This is a genomic window from Flavobacterium sp. (genome assembly GCF_965277525.1).
Classification (GTDB): domain Bacteria; phylum Bacteroidota; class Bacteroidia; order Flavobacteriales; family Flavobacteriaceae; genus Flavobacterium.
In genome coordinates this window covers 1231934-1249756 of sequence record NZ_CBDIDC010000005.1, presented here as the reverse complement: position 1 = coordinate 1249756, position 17823 = coordinate 1231934, and the positions used below count along the sequence as shown (strand labels likewise).

The window sequence follows — 17823 nt, the reverse complement described above, 5'->3', positions numbered from 1 at the left end:
TTAATTAAGGAGCCGGATCAGGAATAATAGCCTGAACTGCCGCAATTTCGGTTAAAATCTCTTTTGATAAAAACACATCAATGGTATCAATATTTTCTTTTAATTGTTCCATTGTTGTTGCGCCGATAATGGCACTGGTTAAAAAGGGCTGTTGCAATACAAATCCCATTGCCAGTTCTGTCAATGTCAAGCCGTGTTTTTTAGCGATTTCGTGATACAACTTAGTCGCTTGCGTACATTGTTCACTATTGTAACGTGTGTATTGCGGGAAAAGATTGATTCTTGCATTTGGATGTGCTTCTCCGGTTAAAAATTTACCGGTTAGAACGCCAAACGCTAAAGGCGAATACGCCAGTAAACCTACATTTTCATATTTACATACTTCAGCAGAACCAACTTCAAAAAGGCGATTCAATAAATTATATGGATTCTGAATTGTTTTGATTCTTGGCAGGTTTTGATATTTACTTTCTTCCAAAAGGCGCATCATTCCCCATGCATTCTCATTAGAAACACCAATGTGTTTTATTTTTCCTTCTTTTATTAAACCATCAAAAGTTTCAAGGATTTCTCTAAAATTATCTTCCCATACAGCATCGTAATCTTTAAAACCACGTTGTCCAAAATAATTCGTTTCCCTTTCCGGCCAATGCATCTGATATAAGTCGATATAATCTGTCTGAAGGCGTTTTAAACTGTTTTCTAAAGCATATTTAATACTTTCAGGAGAGAAATCCGGTTTTTCACGCATATAGGTAAAATTAGGATTTGGACCTGCAATTTTAGAGGCCAATACTACTTTTTCGCGATTTCCGGTTTTCTTAAACCAGGTACCTATAATTTTTTCAGTACTTCCGTAAGTTTCTTCACGAGCCGGCACTGAATACATTTCGGCAGTATCAAAAAAATTGATTCCTCTTTCAAGGGCATAATCCATTTGCTGATGTCCTTCTGCTTCCGTGTTTTGCTGCCCGAAAGTCATTGTTCCGAGGTTTATTTTACTAACTTTTATGTCGGTGTTGGGTAGTGTCGTGTATTTCATTTCTTCTTTTTAAGGTTCAAAGTTGCAGAGGTTCAAAGATACAAAGGCAATAACCAATGCAGAATAGCACAAAAGTTAAAAAAGTTACAAAATTGTTTCCATTTGGTTCTAAACTGCAGATATCTTTTAGCAAATTAAACAACAAAAGCCCAAAGTTAAAAAACTCTGAGCCTTTGTTCCTTTGAACCTTTGTTCCTAAAAACTAGTTTATACTATTCAACATTTCAGCAATTTCATCTAATCTTGGTGTTAGGATGATTTCGATTCTACGGTTTTTAGCTTTCCCTTCCGGAGTTGCATTGCTTGCAAGTGGAGAAAATTCGCTGCGACCGGCTGCTGTTAATTTTTGTTTGTTGATTTTTGTATTTTCACTTAAGATATTTACAATTGCTGTAGCTCTTTTGGTAGACAAGTCCCAGTTATTTGCAATTGGTCCTGAACCTGCATACGGATCATCATCTGTATGCCCTTCGATAAGAACTGAAAGATCAGGATTATCACCCAATACTTTTCCTAATTCTACAACTGCTCTTCTACCTTCAGTTCCAACAGCCCAGCTTCCTGAGTTAAAAAGTAATTTGTTTTCCATCGAAACATATACTTTTCCGTTTTTCTGTTCAACTGTCAAACCCTTACCTTCAAAACCGTTTAGGGCTTTAGATAAAGTCTCTTTTAGTTTGCGCATTGCTTCTTCTTTTGCGGCAATCATAGCCTCAAGTTCGTTTAAGCGACTTGCCGTTTTATCAAGACTCGCTTGTTCTTCGGCTAATTTTTTAGATTTTGCTTCTAACTGCGCTAACAATTCGCGGTTTTTAGCCATGTTTTTCTCCAATGCATCATTACTGTTTTTTTCCAGTGCATTGTATGAATCCTGCAAAACTTTAAATTTGTTTTGCGCTGCAGCTAAATCAGCTTTTTGTTTCGCTAATTCATCTTTTGTCGCATTTAAATCTTTGGTTAGATTATCGCGCTCTAATTCTAACTGATTTTTTGATTTTTGCAAATCGGTGTTTTGATCTGCAATTGAACGATTTTCTTTTTTAAGATCTGAATATTTTGTTTCAAGATCGTTGTAAATTTTCTTGGATACACAAGAAGTCATAGACATGGCTATGACTAATAATCCGATGGAGGCCTTTTTAATCATTTTACTTTTTGGGTTTTATTGGGGCGCATTAATAATACAAATTCCAAATACTCAGGATTTAGAAAAAATTCCAAATCCCAACTGTATCGTAATTTTCAAACTTGCTATTCCGTCAACAAGAACAATACCAAACTTTACTCAATTTCGACTAAAACCGGGCAATGATCTGAATGTACGGCATCCGGAAGAATCACGGCACGTTTTAATCTGTGCTGCAAAGAGTCACTTACCAGATTATAATCGATACGCCAGCCTTTATTATTTCCTCGGGCTCCGGCGCGGTAACTCCACCACGAATAATGATGCGGATCTTTGTTGAAATGGCGGAAACTGTCAATAAAACCGGATTTCATAAAACCGTCAAGCCAGGCACGTTCTGCAGGCAAAAATCCTGAAATGGTTTTGTTTCGAACGGGATCGTGAATATCGATAGCTTCATGGCAAATATTATAATCACCACAAATAATCAAATTAGGTATTGTTAGCTTTAGCTCGTTAACATAAGTTTGAAAGTCATCCATAAACATAAATTTATGATCTAATCTTTCGATATTGGTTCCTGACGGAAGATATAAACTCATTACAGAGCAATCGTCAAAATCAGCACGAAGGTTACGACCTTCAAAATCCATGTGCTGAATTCCGGTTCCGTAAACCACATTATTCGGTTTTATTTTAGATAAAATAGCTACACCACTGTAGCCTTTTTTGGTAGCCGGGTAATAATATTGATACGGATAACCGGCAGCGGTAATAGCATCAACGGGAATTTGTTCCTCCGTTGCTTTTATTTCCTGAAGGCAAATAACATCAGGATTAGCATGTTGCAGCCATTCGATAAAGCCTTTGGTTATTGCGGCGCGGATTCCGTTTACATTATAAGAAATAATTTTCATCAGTGTTTTTTTAAGGATTCCAAATGTAATAAAAAAGTGGAAAGTTTGTGTTTGAAACAACGAAAAGTAGAGTTTTTTGTTATCTTTGTTCGCTGCTCTAATAAATTAAAAATAGTACATGGGTTTAGTTACCGCGAAAGAAGTTGCAAAGGCAATAAATGTTGATAAGTACGGGGTTCTTGGTACTTTTTCAGGTTGGATTCTTATGAAGGTCCTTAAGATCTCTACCCTTAATAAAATTTATGATCATAATAAACATTTAGAAGATCTTGCGTTTTTAAACGGAGTATTAGACGAATTGCAAATTAAGTTTGAAATTCCGGAAGAAGATTTAAAACGTTTACCGAAAGATGGCGCTTACATTACCATTTCAAATCATCCGCTTGGAGGAATTGATGGTATTTTGCTTTTGAAATTAATGCTGGAAAGAGAACCTAATTTCAAGATTATCGCCAACTTTTTATTACACCGAATTGTTCCGCTTAAAAAATACATCATGCCGGTTAATCCTTTTGAGAATCACAAGGATGCTAAATCGAGTGTGGTTGGAATAAAAGAAACTTTACGTCATTTAAGCGACGGAAAACCGTTAGGGATTTTCCCTGCCGGGGAAGTTTCGACTTACAGAGATGGAAAATTAGTAGTCGACAAACCTTGGGAAGAAGGCGCTTTGAAATTGATCAGAAAAGCTAAAGTTCCAGTTGTACCTATCTATTTTCATGCTAAAAACAGCAAATTGTTTTATTGGCTTTCTAAAATCGATGATACTTTACGTACGGCAAAATTACCATCAGAATTACTAACGCAGAAAGATCGCGTGATTAAAGTTCGGATTGGAAAACCAATTTCTGTAAACGAGCAAAACGAATTTGAAACGTTTGAAGATTACTCAGAATTCTTAAGAAAGAAAACCTATATGCTGGCAAATCCTTTTGAAAAGGATACCAAATTATTGGATACAGCAAGTTTAAAAATCCCAAAAGCACCTAAAAAGATCGTAACACCTGCAAGTGAATCAAAAATGATTGACGAGGTGAACATGTTGAGAAATAGCGATTGTCGTTTATTGCAAAGTAAAAACTATGAGGTATTTTTTGCAAGAGCAAAATCTATCCCGAATGTCCTGCATGAAATTGGCCGTTTGCGTGAAATCACTTTCCGCGAAGTGGGGGAAGGAACGAATGAATCTATCGACTTAGACAAATTTGACCAATATTACCATCATATGTTTTTATGGGATGATGAAACCAAAAAGATCGCAGGTGCCTATCGAATGGGATTAGGTTCTGAAATCTACCCAAAATACGGTATTGAAGGTTTTTACCTGAATGATTTATTTAGATTCGAACCTGAATTGCATGATATGATGCACAAATCGATCGAAATGGGTCGTGCTTTTATCATCAAAGAATACCAGCAAAAACCAATGCCTTTGTTCTTGTTATGGAAAGGTATTATCCATACAACATTACGTTATCCTGAACATAAATATTTACTAGGCGGCGTAAGTATCAGCAATCAATTCTCTGATTTTTCAAAATCATTGATGATTGAGTTTATGAAGTCTAATTATTATGATCCTTATATCGCACAATACATTCATCCGAAGAAAGCGTATAAGGTAAAACTAAAAGATGCTGACAAGGACTTTATCTTCGATGAAGCAGAATCTGACCTGAATAAATTTGATAAAATCATTGACGAATTAGAACCAGGGAATTTACGTTTGCCAGTTTTAATCAAAAAGTACATCAAGCAAAATGCACGTGTTGTAGCTTTCAACGTCGATCCTTTGTTCAACAATGCCGTAGATGGTTTAATGTACATCAGAATCGCTGATATTCCTGAAAGCACCATGAAACCTGTTATCGAAGAGTTTCAAATAGAATTAGAGCGTAAATTATCCGAGAAAGAAGATATTAATTCATAATCAGATTTAAATATACAAAAACCCCATCTGCAGCTGCAGATGGGGTTTTTCATTTTTAATACCCTCAAAAAAGTAAGTCTGTTATTCCTTACCAATCTGATCTAATTCGTTTTCATTTTTAGGATCTGCACCATATTCGTTCACTCCTTTATCACCTTCTGTACATGCTAATATCAAATTATAAATTGGAATAAAAATAAACCATCCGCTTTTACCAACATCGTGCATTCTTCTCACAGAGACTGCAATAGAAGGAGCAATAACCCCCAGACTATACACTAGTCCCAATATTCCGGTTTCAGCTGCACCAAAAGTTAAACCTGATACACCATCTACAATACCCAAAACAATTGATATAATTGCATTCGCTAAAAAGAACATCCAATATTCTTTTCTTCTTGCTCTTCCTTTAAAATTTGTATAGTTTTCAAAAACCACTTTTTTGTACCACTCAATCATAATTACTTATTTACAAAATTATTCCCTACTCTTTTGGATTTTCAGTTCCTCCTTTTAGAAGCCTTGCTTCAAAATACAAGATTAATCAGTCTAAAATAAATGAATTGATGCTAAAAGTTTTTTTTATAATAAGAAAAGACAATCCTGAAGCTGGAGAAACACAATGAAATATAGTGAAAAACGCTGTAAAAAAAATCCCATATGCGTATGGGATTTTCTATGTTTTAAAACCAGCCTTTTTTACCAACCTGATAGGTTTGATAAAACTCTTCATCAGATCTCGTTAGGTAAATTATTCCTTCTATAATACCTATTAAACCTCCTATGCCGAATACAAACCCAAGAATCAGCTGAATAATTCCTTCTTTATTGTATCCCAAATAAAATTTATGAATACCCAAATAGCCTAATAAAATAGCTAAAATTCCGGCAACTATCTTTTTATTCTCCTGACGACGAACGGGAGGATTATTCCAATGTTCTGTTTTGGTATTTTCCATTTTTATAAAGTTTTAGTTATTGAATTCAATTTTGGTATTACGCATTTACATCTTAAAACCAGATCGACTGATGTAAGATAGCGTCAAAAGAATTATTCCGTACAAAAAAAATCAATCGTACGAAATGATAAAAGGCTAAAAAATAAGCCATATTACAGGCTAGTTTTCTATTGTATAAAAGGCTTGTAAAGTATTCTTTTTTGGTAATAATTTCTGTTATCAATATAATGATGGTTAGCCAGCAAAATACAATAACAAAAGGCCCTAAAATATGATAACTGACCGATTTGTAGATATCACCTTCGTAAAAGTACACCAATGATTTTGTTATACCGCAACCCGGGCACGGAAAACCGGTAACCATTTTAAAAGGACAAAAGGACTGATCCGATTCTAAATGGTCGTTGTGATTGTTAAGCATTAAAAAAAACGGAACTATCAGTGTAATTGCTGCACCGATAATTCCGTAAATTTTACGTTTTATTCTGTTATTATTTGTATAATCTGTTGATATCACCTTGTACTATCATTGCAGCTGCAAAAGGAAAAAAGAATCCTAAAACAATTAATAAAGTTGACTGGTCTTTTTGAAGCTCTCCTGTTCTTTCGTAAACTTTTGGTAACGCCTCTTTTCCCGCCAGGTAATAAAAATAAATATTTACCGGTGTACAGCATCCCGCAAAAATTGCAATAGGCTGCGAAATAACTTCTTTTCCCGCAACAGCATTCAAAACCTCAGAAACTTTAATGTTCCAATAAATTAAATATAATCCGCAGGTTAAAAAACCAAAAAGCAAAACCATAATAGGATCTACCTTAAATACCGGAATTGGCTCATTAAAATTATTAGACGTCTCTTGAAAATTGTTTTCCATTTCTTATCATTTAGTTATTTATGATTCAACGTTTCCTATCTCGTTGATTTCATCGAATTCGTTTTTAGGATCCGGACCATATTCATTTGCGCCTTTATCACCTTCTGTACAAGCTAATATTAAATTGTATATCGGAATAATAAGAAACCATCCGCTTTTACCCACGTCGTGCATTCTTCTGACACCAACTGCAATTCCCGGAATCAAAACTGCCAGACTATAAACATTTCCAACTAACCCTAAAGTAGGTGAAACTAATCCAAGGACGAAACCGAGAACAAAACTGATAAGAATGTTTGCCAAGAAAAACATCCAATATTCTTTTCTTCTTGCTCTTCCGTTAAAATTCGCGTAGTTTTCAAAAACCACTTTTTTGTACCATTCAATCATAATTATATAATTAGTTCGTTAATACCTACTCTTTTAGGATTTTCGGCTACTCCTTAATCTTTAAAATTTTGTTAAAATTCAAAACAATATTAAAAAAAAATACTTATAAAAACTAATTCTAAATAACTTTATTCTACAGAAAACACTTGTTATAAGTATCCAAACAAATTTACTTTGATTTTAAAGAAATACCTTTTTGATTTTATCAACGATCACTTGTGCCAGTCGTTCATGACTTTCAAACGTCCAACCTGCAATATGAGGCGTCAGAAGAACATTTTTAGCTTGTAATAAATATTGAAAAGCTTCCGGAGTATTTTTATCCTGAAAAAGCGTTTCAAAAGACAATTTCTCATACTCCAAAACATCCAAACCTGCACCCAGGACCTTTTTATTCTTCATCGCTTCAACTAAATCTGCCGTGACAATGTTTTTGCCGCGTGAAGTATTTATGATCCAAAATGGCTTTGTAAATGCGTTTATAAAGCCGGCATTAACCATTTTATCCGTTTCAGGAGTCCACGGAAGATGCAAACTCAAAACATCAGCTTTTTGCTGTAATTCCTGCAATGAAACTTGTCTGGCATTTTCATCACCAATATTTTCTAAAATATCATGAAACAAAACCTCGACTTCAAAACCGCGCAGTTTTTTCGCAAACGCTTTTCCCATGTTTCCGTAACCAATAATCCCAACAGTTTTACCGTCTAACTCATGTCCCCGATTACTTTCGCGATTCCAGTGTCCCGCCCTAATTTCGGCGTCGGCCTGATTTAGATTATTAAACAAGGATAAGATTACACCAAGCGAATGTTCGGCAACGGCATTACGATTTCCTTCCGGTGCTGCGATCAAATGAATTCTTTTTGCTTCGGCATAATCACAATCAATACTTTCCAAACCCGCTCCTACTCTGGCAATAAATTTCAGGTTGACAGCTTTATCCAAAAAGGTTTTGTCAATTTTAAACCGGCTTCGGATTACGATTCCGTTATAATCCTGAATTTTAGCTTCAATTTCTTCTTTTGAAGATTTAAAATCGGCATGATTTTCAAAACCTGCTTCTTCTAATTGTTGCCATAAAATGGGGTGATTGCTATCGATATGAAGAATTTTAATTGACATGAAATTATAACTTAAATTAGAAAAACAAAGTAACAAAAAAAATACGGCTTTCTGTTTTAATCCAAAAAATCGCTAATAAATGTGTAAATTCGCATAAAACGGTTTTATGAAAACAATTGGTTTAATAGGAGGCATGTCATGGGAAAGTTCTACATTATATTATCAGGTAATAAATAGAACCGTTCAGGAAAAACTAGGAGGTGTTCATTCTTGCGAATCCATAATGTATTCTTTTGATTTTAATTAAATTGCAGCTTTACAAAAAAATGGAGAATGGGATAAACTAGGGATTTTAATGACCGGAGCAGCTCAAAGACTTGAAAAAAGCGGAGCAGATTTTATTGTATTATGTACCAATACTATGCATAAATTATCTGATGAGATAGAAAAAAACATATCAATTCCTTTAATTCATATTGTCGATGCAACTGCCGAAAAGATTAACGAAGAAAATTTTAAAAAAATAGGATTGTTAGAAACCTCTTTTACAATGGAACAAGATTTTTTTAAAGGCAGATTGCTAAACAAATACAACATAGAAACTATAATTCCTGACCAAAAACAAAGACATGAGATTCATAGAATTATATACGAAGAGCTCGTAAAAGGAATAATAAGCAGCAATTCAAGAAAGATCTTTTTAGAAATAATAACCGATTTAATCCATCAGGGAGCTGAAGGAATTATATTAGGATGTACAGAAATAGAATTATTAATTACTAATGAATATACTAATGCTAAATTGTTTAAAACAGCCGAAATTCATGCACGAAAAGCTGTCGAATTTGCATTAGAATAAATACCAAATTTGAAAATGAAACTAACCAAAACTTTTAAAGCCTTTTTTAACAACGAGAAATCAGGAGGATTGCTCTTGCTTTTTGTTACGATTATATCACTTTATCTGGCTAACTCTTCTTTTCAGACAGAATATATTGCTTTTTGGGAAAAGGATTTAAACGGGCATTCGATCACACACTGGATCAATGATGGCCTAATGGCGATATTCTTTTTACTAATTGGTTTAGAATTAGAACGGGAAATTTATCACGGTGAACTCTCTAACATCAAAAATGCCTCATTACCTATTATGGCGGCTCTTGGCGGAATGCTGGTTCCGGCGGCGATCTTTCTGGCTTTAAATTTTGGAACTTCTACTCAAAACGGGGCAGGAATCCCGATGGCAACTGATATTGCTTTTGCCATTGGAATTTTATCGCTTTTAGGCAAAAAAGTCCCTTCATCCTTAAAAGTATTTCTAACAGCACTGGCAGTTATAGATGATTTAGGGGCCATAATTGTTATTGCTATATTTTACACCACATCAATCGCGTTTGTAAATCTAGCTATTGCGTTAGGAATCTGGGGACTGTTATTTATTTTAAACCGTATGAAAGTTCACAACTTGATTCCGTACTTAATTGGCGGTGTAGTGATGTGGTATTTCATGCTAAATTCAGGTGTTCATGCCACAATTACCGGAGTTATACTGGCATTTGTAATTCCGTTTGGCGATGGTGGAAAAAATTCTTCTTCGTATAAATTACAACATTTTCTACACAAACCTGTTGCATTCATTATTTTACCCTTGTTTGCCATTGCCAACACTTGCATTGCCATTCAATCAGACTGGCATGAAGGTTTGAGTCACCCTAATACTATCGGAATTATTCTGGGACTGGTTGTTGGGAAACCTCTTGGAATCGTACTTTTCTCTTCTATTGGTGTCAGTGCAGGATTGTGCTCGTTGCCTAAAAACCTCAAATGGGCGCATATTCTAGGTGCCGGAATGTTAGGCGGAATTGGTTTTACAATGTCCATCTTCATTACTATCCTGGCTTTTAAAGACCCCGAAACTATTGTTTTTTCTAAGATCGCCATTTTAATTGCTTCAATACTTTCAGGTACTTTTGGATTAATTTATCTCAAATATACTTTAGCGAAGAAAAAAAGAAACTAATATCATGAACTACATTCATAAAATCATAATTGTATTCTTCTCTGCGATGCTAATTTCAGCTTGTAGCAATAAGCCAAAAACTGTTGTCGACGAAAGGAAACCTGAAAAAATTGCTATTGATTCAACAATCAAAAAGAAAGAATCAATCGAAGGGTTTTACGAAACACAACCGGACCCAAACAGTACGGAAGAATGTGCAATTTCTGTTGAAATATTGAAAGCTAAAAATGGATATAGCTATGTCCTAAAAACAAAGCTCAGAAAACTAAAAGGCATTGCAAGTTTTACCAAAAATGAATCCGGAGAAAAATATATCACTTTAGAGGGTATAAAATGGGATGAATTTGAGGGAGACATCAGCCGTGAAGAAGAATCCGATTCTACCGAAACTGATCATAAAGAGTTAGAAATACCTGTTGGAATTGATGCCAGTTATGTCAAAGACACCCTGACGATTCAGAATTACGGGAATTCGATGAATTCATATACTAAGATTTCTGAATGTGGGAGGAAATATATCCAACTTATAAAAAAGTAAATTCCAATATTTAAATTCTAAATTCCAATTATCACAATATTGTCATTTCGACAGAAGGGAGAAATCGCATTATAAATGCTGTAAAGAAAATCATTAATCTTTGTCGAATAACCGTGACTTCTCCTCCGTTGAAGTGACAAAAAAGCGGGTTTACATTCTGCTAAAAAACAAGAAATCCCAAACCCCACACTTAAAAGTTGGAATTTGGAATTTTAAAATATTGGGTTTTAATATAGTATCTAACCTTTAATCTGTTTCAATGAAGTCTTAATACCTTTAATCAATGAAGAACTGAAACCATTGTGTTCCATTTCGTTTAATCCAACAATGGTACAGCCTTGTGGCGTTGTTACACGGTCGATTAATTGTTCCGGATGTACTTTTTCTTCTAACAGCATTTTTGCAGCTCCTTTTACGGTTTGTGCAGCAATAGCTAATGCGGTTTGAGAATCAAATCCTATTTCGATTCCGGCCTGCATTGAGGCACGAATGTATCTTAAGGCATATGCTGTTCCACATGCTCCAAGAACTGTTGCGGCATCCATTAATTTTTCATCGATTACCGGAGCAGTTCCTAAATCCTGAAACAAGTCAACGATTGGTAATGCTTTTTCTCTGTCTTTTTCAGGGAAAGAAATACAAGTCGCTGATTCCCCAAATTGTGCTGCGATATTGGGCATAATTCGTATAACCGGATATTCGTTATTCGTTTTTTCCTGAAGCATATCCAGCGATAATCCACTTACTGCCGAAGCAATGGTTTTTCCCTTAATTACCGGCAGAATTTCAGCCAAAACAATATCAACCTGATACGGTTTTATGGTTAAAATCACCACATCGGCTTCCTGAATGGTATGTTTATTATCTGATGAAACCGTGATTCCGTATTCTGATAAATACTGAATACTAGCCGTGTTTCTTCTTGTAACGGTAACCTGATTGTTTTTCGAGAACTTGGCAATTCCTAAGGCAATAGAAACACCAAGGTTTCCTCCTCCTATTATATGTACTTTCATTCTGGTTGGTTTTTGATTTATTTTTGGTTGTTTAACAGCCCATTTTTCGACGTGTAAATTACGCAGATTTTACAGATTTTAAATCACTGCAATGGATCAATTTGTGGCAAAAATCTAAAAGTCAAGAATCATTCTGGCTATTCCAAAAGCGTTATTCTATCTAACTCATTGCGAAAGGAACGCGGATGATACGGATTTTCAAAAATAATAGATGAAAAATCCGTTTAACCCGTGTTTTCGCGATAGCGAATCCGTTTAATCTGCGTTCCTCTATAGACAATTTAAGATTTGTGGTCGTAATGAACAAACCTTGCAAAAAATTTAGCAGATCTATTTTATTCTTACAACAACTTCCCTTTTAACAATAAAGAAGCAATTGTAAAATAAATGACTAATCCTGTCACATCGACCAAAGTAGCCACAAATGGTGCCGATGAAGTCGCGGGATCGAGTTTAAGTCTCTTCAGTAAAAAGGGTATCATAGATCCTGAAAGCGTTCCCCATAAAACAATAAAAACCAACGAAAGTGAAACTGTAGCCCCAATTGCTAACCAGTGTTCTCCATATTCATAAAGACCAGTTTGCTGCCAAACCATAATCCTGATAAAACCAACAATTCCCAAAATAGCACCCAATAAAAAACCTGATGCAATTTCTTTTTTCATTACATACCACCAGTCTTTTAGTGTAAGTTCTTTCAATGCCATGGCACGAATGATAAGGGTTGCGGCCTGAGATCCAGAATTTCCTCCACTCGAAATAATAAGCGGAACAAATAATGCCAAAACTACTGCTTTTTCAATTTCGCCTTCAAAAAATCCCATTGCCGAGGCAGTGAACATTTCTCCTATAAAAAGAACGACTAACCATGTGGCTCTCTTTTTAACCATCTCGCCCAGACGGGTTTGAACGTAAGGTAATTCTAATGCTTCAAGACCCCCAAATTTCTGAATGTCTTCGGTATCTCTCTTTTCTATTTCATCTTTTATGACATCGATAATATCATCAATTGTAATGCGGCCTACCAAACGTCCTAATTCATCTACGACAGGAATGGCTTCCAAATCGTATTTATCCATCATTCTGGCTACCTCAACATCAGGTGTTTCAACATTTACATGATATAATTTTCTAATATAGATATCAGAAATTTGTGTTTTGGTCGAAGTGGTCAGTAAATCCTTAAGCGACAATCTGCCCTTCAATCTGTTTTCATCATCAACAACGTAGATAGAATGTACTCTTGAAACATTTTCGGCCTGAATACGCATTTCTTTTACGCAAGTAAGTACGTTCCAGTTTTCGTTGACTTTCACCAACTCTTTGTGCATGATACCTCCGGCAGTATCTTCGTCGTAGCGCAATAAATCAACGATTCCTTTTGCGTGTTCAACGTCCTGAAGTTCAGAAATTACTTCAGCTTTTCTGTCTTTCGAAAGTTCACCAATAATATCCGCCGCATCATTGGTTTCAAGTTCATCCAGCTCCTCAGCGATTTCTTTAGGCGAAAGTCTATTTAAGATTTGTTCACGCAAATCATCCTCTAATTCCAGAAGAATTTCGGCTGTTTTTTCGCTATCTAATACCTTAAATATATAAGTTGCTTCATCAATGTCAATTTCATCAAGGATTTCAGCGAAATCGGCATGGTGCATGTCATTTAATAAAACCTCCAGCTCTTTATTATTTTTAGCTTGAATGAGTTGAGCTATTTCTTTAATTAGCTCTTTGCTGATTTTAAACTCCATCGGCTTCTATTTTTTGAGTCAAAACAATAAATTCCTCCACGCTTAATTGCTCCGGACGCTTATCAAAGATAGTGTCTAATCGCAATTCATCTGATAAATTTAATGTTTTCAAACTGTTACGTAATGTTTTTCGTCTTTGCTGAAAAGCCGTTTTTACAACCGTAAAAAACAACTTTTCTCCACACGGAAGGCTATAATCTTCCTTTCGGGTCATTTTCATCACACCCGACTTGACCTTGGGCGGAGGAATAAAAACGTTTTCATCTACCGTAAACAGGTACTCAGTATCATAGAAAGCCTGGGCTAATACAGATAAGATTCCGTACGCTTTTGAGCCCTTTTTCTCGCAAATTCTTTCGGCCACTTCTTTTTGAAACATCCCCGAAAATTCCGGAATCTGATGTTTGAATTCTAAAGTTCTAAAAACGATTTGCGTAGAAATGTTATAGGGAAAATTCCCAATAATAGCGAATTGTTTATTTTCGTAAACTTCGTTTATATTGTATTTCAGGAAATCCTGAGAGATAATTTTATCTTTTAGTTTTGGATAATTCTCACCCAAATACACCACAGATTCTCCATCAATTTCGATCACGTGTGTATTAATTGGTTTGTCAAGCAAATACTTAGTCAACACACCCATCCCCGGTCCTATTTCTAAAACCTCATCGTATCCTTTTAAACTTAAAGTATCTGCAATTGCTTTGGCGATACTTTCGTCTTTCAGGAAATGTTGTCCTAAATGTTTTTTGGCTTTTACTTTTTCCATTTTCTTTTTTATTAGCCACAAAGGCACTAAGGTTTTTTTGCCACGAAGACGCTAAGACGCAAAGTTTTATTTTTATTTCTGTTTTGCTCAATTTGCCACAAAGGCACGAAGGCACAAAGTTTTATTTTTTCTTTTCCAAATCAATTACAATCTGGAAATTATCTTTATTTTTATCGACCTTATTCTTCACAGGAAATCTGCTTATTCTCTCACTTAAGCGTAAAAAACTATAAAACCTTTCAACTTTAGACAACTTCAAAAAATCTTCTTGTTGTTGTTTATTACTTTCTTCTTTAGTTTGAAATCGAATTTCCATAATTTTCTATTTTTAACTGAGACTGAAAAACTTAATCTTAATGCTCAGAAATCACTTCTAATTCGGTTCTGAAAGAAAGCATCTTATCAGCAAATAAACTTAAAGCTTCCTGATGAAAAGCGGGTTCGTCTTCGATATAATACTGATCTAAAGTTTCTTTGCTGTCCGTAACATATTGTACTGAATAGGTGATTCCACCCATTTCTTCTTCAATTAAAACCCTGACAATTCTTGCCGAAGAAAACTTATTAGTAGCCAGAATCTCCGGTATGTGCTTTTCCTGCATCCATTTTAACCATTGGTCATGAACGCTTTCGTGTATATTTGTGGTAACGTTGTAAATAATCATTTCTATTCTTGTTTAATCGTTTATTCGGTTAAACGTTTAACCGAATAAACGGTTCAACCAAACTATAAATTCTTGTCTCCTCTTAACTCGCGGTATTTTTTTCTAGCATCAACAAAGTAAATACTGTCCTGATGGTTAAAAATTACCTTTTCATACAAAGGTTTTGCCTTTTCTGTATCATGCAATTCATCGTTGTAAATTTCTGCTGAAAAAAACAGTGCTTCATCTACATATATTCCGTCGCTGTGATTGTCAATGATCTGCTGGTATTGACTTAAAGCCGAATTAAAATCTTTCTGACTTTCATAAATTTTACCTAAACGCAACAATGTTACAGCTTCTATTTCCTGTCCCTTAAAGGTTTTTAAAATATTCTGAAACTGAGCAATTGCTTCCGGTTTTTTATTCTGATAGATTAAAAAATCGCCTTTTGCAAATTGTTTTAATGCTGTTTGTGTCGAATCAGCAACCGTATTGTCATTTATCAGTAAAAAATATTCCAGCGCATCATTTGCTATTAATTGTGTATTTGCGGCTTTCAACTCTTTAAACTGTTTCAGAGCCCACTCAAAATCGCCTTTGTAATAACTTGTTTTCGCGGCTTTTAAACTTGCTTCGTGTGCCATTACATCATTCTTTAAATCCAATTGAATTTGCGAATAATAAATCAACGCCTGATTGAACTTTTCTTCTAAAAGCAAGATGTCAGCCAGCTCCATCTTTGCATCTGCTCTTTGATAATCATTCAAATTTAATTCTAATGCTTTTTTAATAATTGTCTTGGCTTCTTCAGTCTTTTTAAGATTAAAAGCCAGGAAATGCGCCTGAATTATTTGCAAAGATAAGGTAAAAGGAGTTATTTCATAGGTTGCAAGCAATTGTTGTAACTCTGTATTGATAATTGAATAATCTTTTTCCTGCGCTTTATCTATTTTAATTTGCATTAAATACGAATTCGTCTGAATCAGTAAATCTAAGTTTTTGGTGTTTTGAAGTATAAAATTCAGAATTTCTGTTGCAGTTTCGGTGTCATCTTCATTCAGTGCAAACTGACTTAGATTGACAATACTCGAAAGCGATTCCGGATCTCGTTTATAGATAGCTTTTTCCTGAATAAACGCTTTTCCAAATTCTTTCTGCTGCACATAAAACCAGCTTAAATAGTGGTTCCAAAACACATCCTGATCTTTTTGAGTTCTTAAAATCAAGGCTTTACGCATTGCATCTTTAAAAGCTGTATTATCGGTTTCACCATTCATGAAACGCGATAATTGTGTCTGGATTAAATTTGCATTCTGTTGGTTATTGTATGATTCCGTCAGTAAAAGATCAATCATCTGATCCGTCTTTCCTAATTGGCCGTACAACATCCCTATCTGGAAATTAAAATTATAATTAGGCTGCACCTGCATCGCAGTCTGATACGATTTTAAAGCATATTCGAGCAGTACTTTTTTCTCGAAAGAATTTCCAATTCCGTAAACATCATTCGGGTTGGTTTTGATTTTCGCGATAGCCTGTTCATAGTAATTTTTGGCTTTGGTATCGTTTTTCTGTAATTGAAAATTATATCCCAATTCTACCAAAAAAACGCCCTGCTTGTATCTGTTATAACGATCTTCAATAACTTTTTGAGCCACATCAAACTGTTGCAATTGCTGATAACAATCGATCGTTCTTAAAAAATATTGGGTATTGGATGGTGAGCTTTTTAAAAGCTCTTCATAACTGATTTTAGCTTTTTCGAAATCGCCTTTATCGTAGTAATATTGAGCCAATTGCTCATTTTGTGCTGATGCAAAAACAGACCACAACAAAACGATATAGATAAAGATGTTTTTCATATTTTCAGTTTTTTTTCAGTTTTCAGTTTCTCCCGATAGCTATCGGGATCAGTCTCAGTGTTCAGCACAATTCACTATAACCTGCGACTGTCAATTAAACTACAACTTGTTTCTTCGATTTCCAGATAATAAGGGCTAAACCAATTAAAATAAAAGGAATACTTAATATCTGTCCCATATTAATAATCATATCATTCTCGAAGGCTTCCTGATTTTCCTTGAAAAATTCGATTATAAATCGGGCTACAAACATTAAAGTTAAGAAACTTCCAAAGATAAACCCGTCTGCTTTTTTGATTGTTTCTGATTTATAAAGATAAAGAACAATTATGAAAATCAATAAATAAGCAAAAGCTTCGTACAATTGCGTTGGATGCCTTGGAATCATGTCCTCTCTTTGAAAAACAACTCCCCAGTTTCCGTTTGTTGGTTTTCCGTAGATTTCAGAATTCATAAAATTACCAAATCTTATAAAAGCCCCTGTAACCGGAACTCCAATGGCCATTTTATCTAAAATCCATAAGAACTTTACCTTGTATTTTCGGCAATATAAGATCATGGCGATCAAAACACCAATCGATCCTCCGTGACTTGCCAAACCCTGATAACCCACAAATTTATAAACTCCTGCAATTTTTTGAATTGGCAAAAGAATTTCTATTGGGTGCTGAAGGAAATAAGATGGTTCATAAAAAAAACAATGCCCCAATCGCGCCCCTAAAATTGTCCCAACGATTACATATACCAATAAACTATCCAGATTATCAAGCGAAAGATGTTCTTTCTTGTAAATACTTCTTACGATATAATAGCCTAATAATAACCCGCAGGCAAAAAGAGCACCATAATATTTTAAAGGAAAACTATCTGTTATCATGAAAATAACCGGATCTACATTCCAATTTAAAATTCCATTCAT

21 protein-coding genes are annotated in these 17823 nt (G+C 34.8%); 5 read left to right on the top strand and 16 right to left on the bottom strand.

The window, feature by feature from the left end; translation table 11 throughout:
• Nucleotides 1-4: 4 nt before the first annotated feature.
• From ACQY44_RS13805 to ACQY44_RS13795, 3 genes are all read right to left on the bottom strand, one after another.
• Entirely contained in the window at nt 5-1042 is a 1038-nt protein-coding gene (locus ACQY44_RS13805) for an aldo/keto reductase (RefSeq protein WP_428230909.1), read from the bottom strand.
• A gap of 202 nt (nt 1043-1244) precedes the next feature.
• Entirely contained in the window at nt 1245-2189 is a 945-nt protein-coding gene (locus ACQY44_RS13800; protein ID WP_428230908.1) for an OmpA family protein, read from the bottom strand.
• A 134-nt stretch (nt 2190-2323) separates the two neighbouring features.
• Nucleotides 2324-3085 (bottom strand): exodeoxyribonuclease III, encoded by a 762-nt coding sequence (locus tag ACQY44_RS13795; protein ID WP_428230907.1) that lies wholly within the window; start codon nt 3083-3085, stop codon nt 2324-2326.
• A 118-nt stretch (nt 3086-3203) separates the two neighbouring features.
• On the opposite strand from ACQY44_RS13795, the gene ACQY44_RS13790 reads away from it, so the two are divergent.
• Nucleotides 3204-5015, top strand: coding sequence for a GNAT family N-acyltransferase (locus ACQY44_RS13790; RefSeq protein WP_428230906.1), 1812 nt, complete (start codon nt 3204-3206; stop codon nt 5013-5015).
• 81 nt (nt 5016-5096) lie between these two features.
• Here ACQY44_RS13790 and ACQY44_RS13785 read toward each other — a convergent pair whose 3' ends face one another.
• From ACQY44_RS13785 to ACQY44_RS13760, 6 genes are all read right to left on the bottom strand, one after another.
• Nucleotides 5097-5474: a DUF805 domain-containing protein gene (locus tag ACQY44_RS13785; RefSeq protein ID WP_428230905.1), complete on the bottom strand. Its 378-nt coding sequence runs from the start codon at nt 5472-5474 to the stop codon at nt 5097-5099.
• A 224-nt stretch (nt 5475-5698) separates the two neighbouring features.
• Nucleotides 5699-5974 (bottom strand): TM2 domain-containing protein, encoded by a 276-nt coding sequence (locus ACQY44_RS13780; RefSeq protein WP_428230904.1) that lies wholly within the window; start codon nt 5972-5974, stop codon nt 5699-5701.
• Nucleotides 5975-6026: 52 nt separating this feature from the next.
• Complete coding sequence (locus ACQY44_RS13775) at nt 6027-6338, bottom strand: DUF2752 domain-containing protein (protein ID WP_428231200.1); 312 nt, start codon at nt 6336-6338, stop codon at nt 6027-6029.
• A gap of 127 nt (nt 6339-6465) precedes the next feature.
• Nucleotides 6466-6849, bottom strand: coding sequence for a DUF4234 domain-containing protein (locus ACQY44_RS13770; protein WP_428230903.1), 384 nt, complete (start codon nt 6847-6849; stop codon nt 6466-6468).
• Nucleotides 6850-6867: 18 nt separating this feature from the next.
• On the bottom strand, nt 6868-7239 hold the full coding sequence (locus ACQY44_RS13765; RefSeq protein ID WP_428230902.1) for a DUF805 domain-containing protein: 372 nt from the start codon (nt 7237-7239) through the stop codon (nt 6868-6870).
• 180 nt (nt 7240-7419) lie between these two features.
• Nucleotides 7420-8364 (bottom strand): 2-hydroxyacid dehydrogenase, encoded by a 945-nt coding sequence (locus tag ACQY44_RS13760; protein WP_428230901.1) that lies wholly within the window; start codon nt 8362-8364, stop codon nt 7420-7422.
• A gap of 106 nt (nt 8365-8470) precedes the next feature.
• Here ACQY44_RS13760 and ACQY44_RS13755 point away from each other — a divergent pair, with 106 nt between their 5' ends.
• Genes ACQY44_RS13755 through ACQY44_RS13740 form a run of 4 tightly spaced genes read left to right on the top strand, consistent with a single transcriptional unit; the run spans nt 8471 to nt 10862 of the window.
• Nucleotides 8471-8611: a hypothetical protein gene (locus tag ACQY44_RS13755; protein ID WP_428230900.1), complete on the top strand. Its 141-nt coding sequence runs from the start codon at nt 8471-8473 to the stop codon at nt 8609-8611.
• Entirely contained in the window at nt 8612-9163 is a 552-nt protein-coding gene (locus ACQY44_RS13750; RefSeq protein ID WP_428231199.1) for an aspartate/glutamate racemase family protein, read from the top strand.
• A 15-nt stretch (nt 9164-9178) separates the two neighbouring features.
• Complete coding sequence (gene nhaA, locus ACQY44_RS13745; RefSeq protein WP_428230899.1) at nt 9179-10324, top strand: Na+/H+ antiporter NhaA; 1146 nt, start codon at nt 9179-9181, stop codon at nt 10322-10324.
• Between the two features lie 4 nt (nt 10325-10328).
• Nucleotides 10329-10862 carry a hypothetical protein gene (locus tag ACQY44_RS13740; RefSeq protein ID WP_428230898.1) on the top strand — a complete coding sequence of 178 codons (534 nt, stop codon included), beginning with the start codon at nt 10329-10331 and terminating at the stop codon, nt 10860-10862.
• 239 nt (nt 10863-11101) lie between these two features.
• On the opposite strand, the gene proC is transcribed toward ACQY44_RS13740, so the two are convergent.
• From proC to lgt, 7 genes are all read right to left on the bottom strand, one after another.
• Nucleotides 11102-11878, bottom strand: a complete 777-nt coding sequence (gene proC, locus ACQY44_RS13735) for a pyrroline-5-carboxylate reductase (RefSeq protein ID WP_428230897.1) — start codon at nt 11876-11878, stop codon at nt 11102-11104.
• Between the two features lie 341 nt (nt 11879-12219).
• Nucleotides 12220-13626 carry a magnesium transporter gene (mgtE, locus tag ACQY44_RS13730; protein WP_089353730.1) on the bottom strand — a complete coding sequence of 469 codons (1407 nt, stop codon included), beginning with the start codon at nt 13624-13626 and terminating at the stop codon, nt 12220-12222.
• Nucleotides 13616-14395 carry a 16S rRNA (adenine(1518)-N(6)/adenine(1519)-N(6))-dimethyltransferase RsmA gene (gene rsmA, locus ACQY44_RS13725; RefSeq protein WP_230033791.1) on the bottom strand — a complete coding sequence of 260 codons (780 nt, stop codon included), beginning with the start codon at nt 14393-14395 and terminating at the stop codon, nt 13616-13618. Before rsmA ends, mgtE begins: the two co-directional genes overlap by 11 nt.
• A gap of 121 nt (nt 14396-14516) precedes the next feature.
• On the bottom strand, nt 14517-14711 hold the full coding sequence (locus ACQY44_RS13720) for a hypothetical protein (RefSeq protein WP_428230896.1): 195 nt from the start codon (nt 14709-14711) through the stop codon (nt 14517-14519).
• 37 nt (nt 14712-14748) lie between these two features.
• Nucleotides 14749-15060, bottom strand: a complete 312-nt coding sequence (locus tag ACQY44_RS13715) for a DUF4286 family protein (RefSeq protein ID WP_428230895.1) — start codon at nt 15058-15060, stop codon at nt 14749-14751.
• 62 nt (nt 15061-15122) lie between these two features.
• Nucleotides 15123-16904 (bottom strand): tetratricopeptide repeat protein, encoded by a 1782-nt coding sequence (locus ACQY44_RS13710; RefSeq protein ID WP_428230894.1) that lies wholly within the window; start codon nt 16902-16904, stop codon nt 15123-15125.
• A gap of 94 nt (nt 16905-16998) precedes the next feature.
• Complete coding sequence (gene lgt, locus ACQY44_RS13705; RefSeq protein ID WP_428230893.1) at nt 16999-17823, bottom strand: prolipoprotein diacylglyceryl transferase; 825 nt, start codon at nt 17821-17823, stop codon at nt 16999-17001.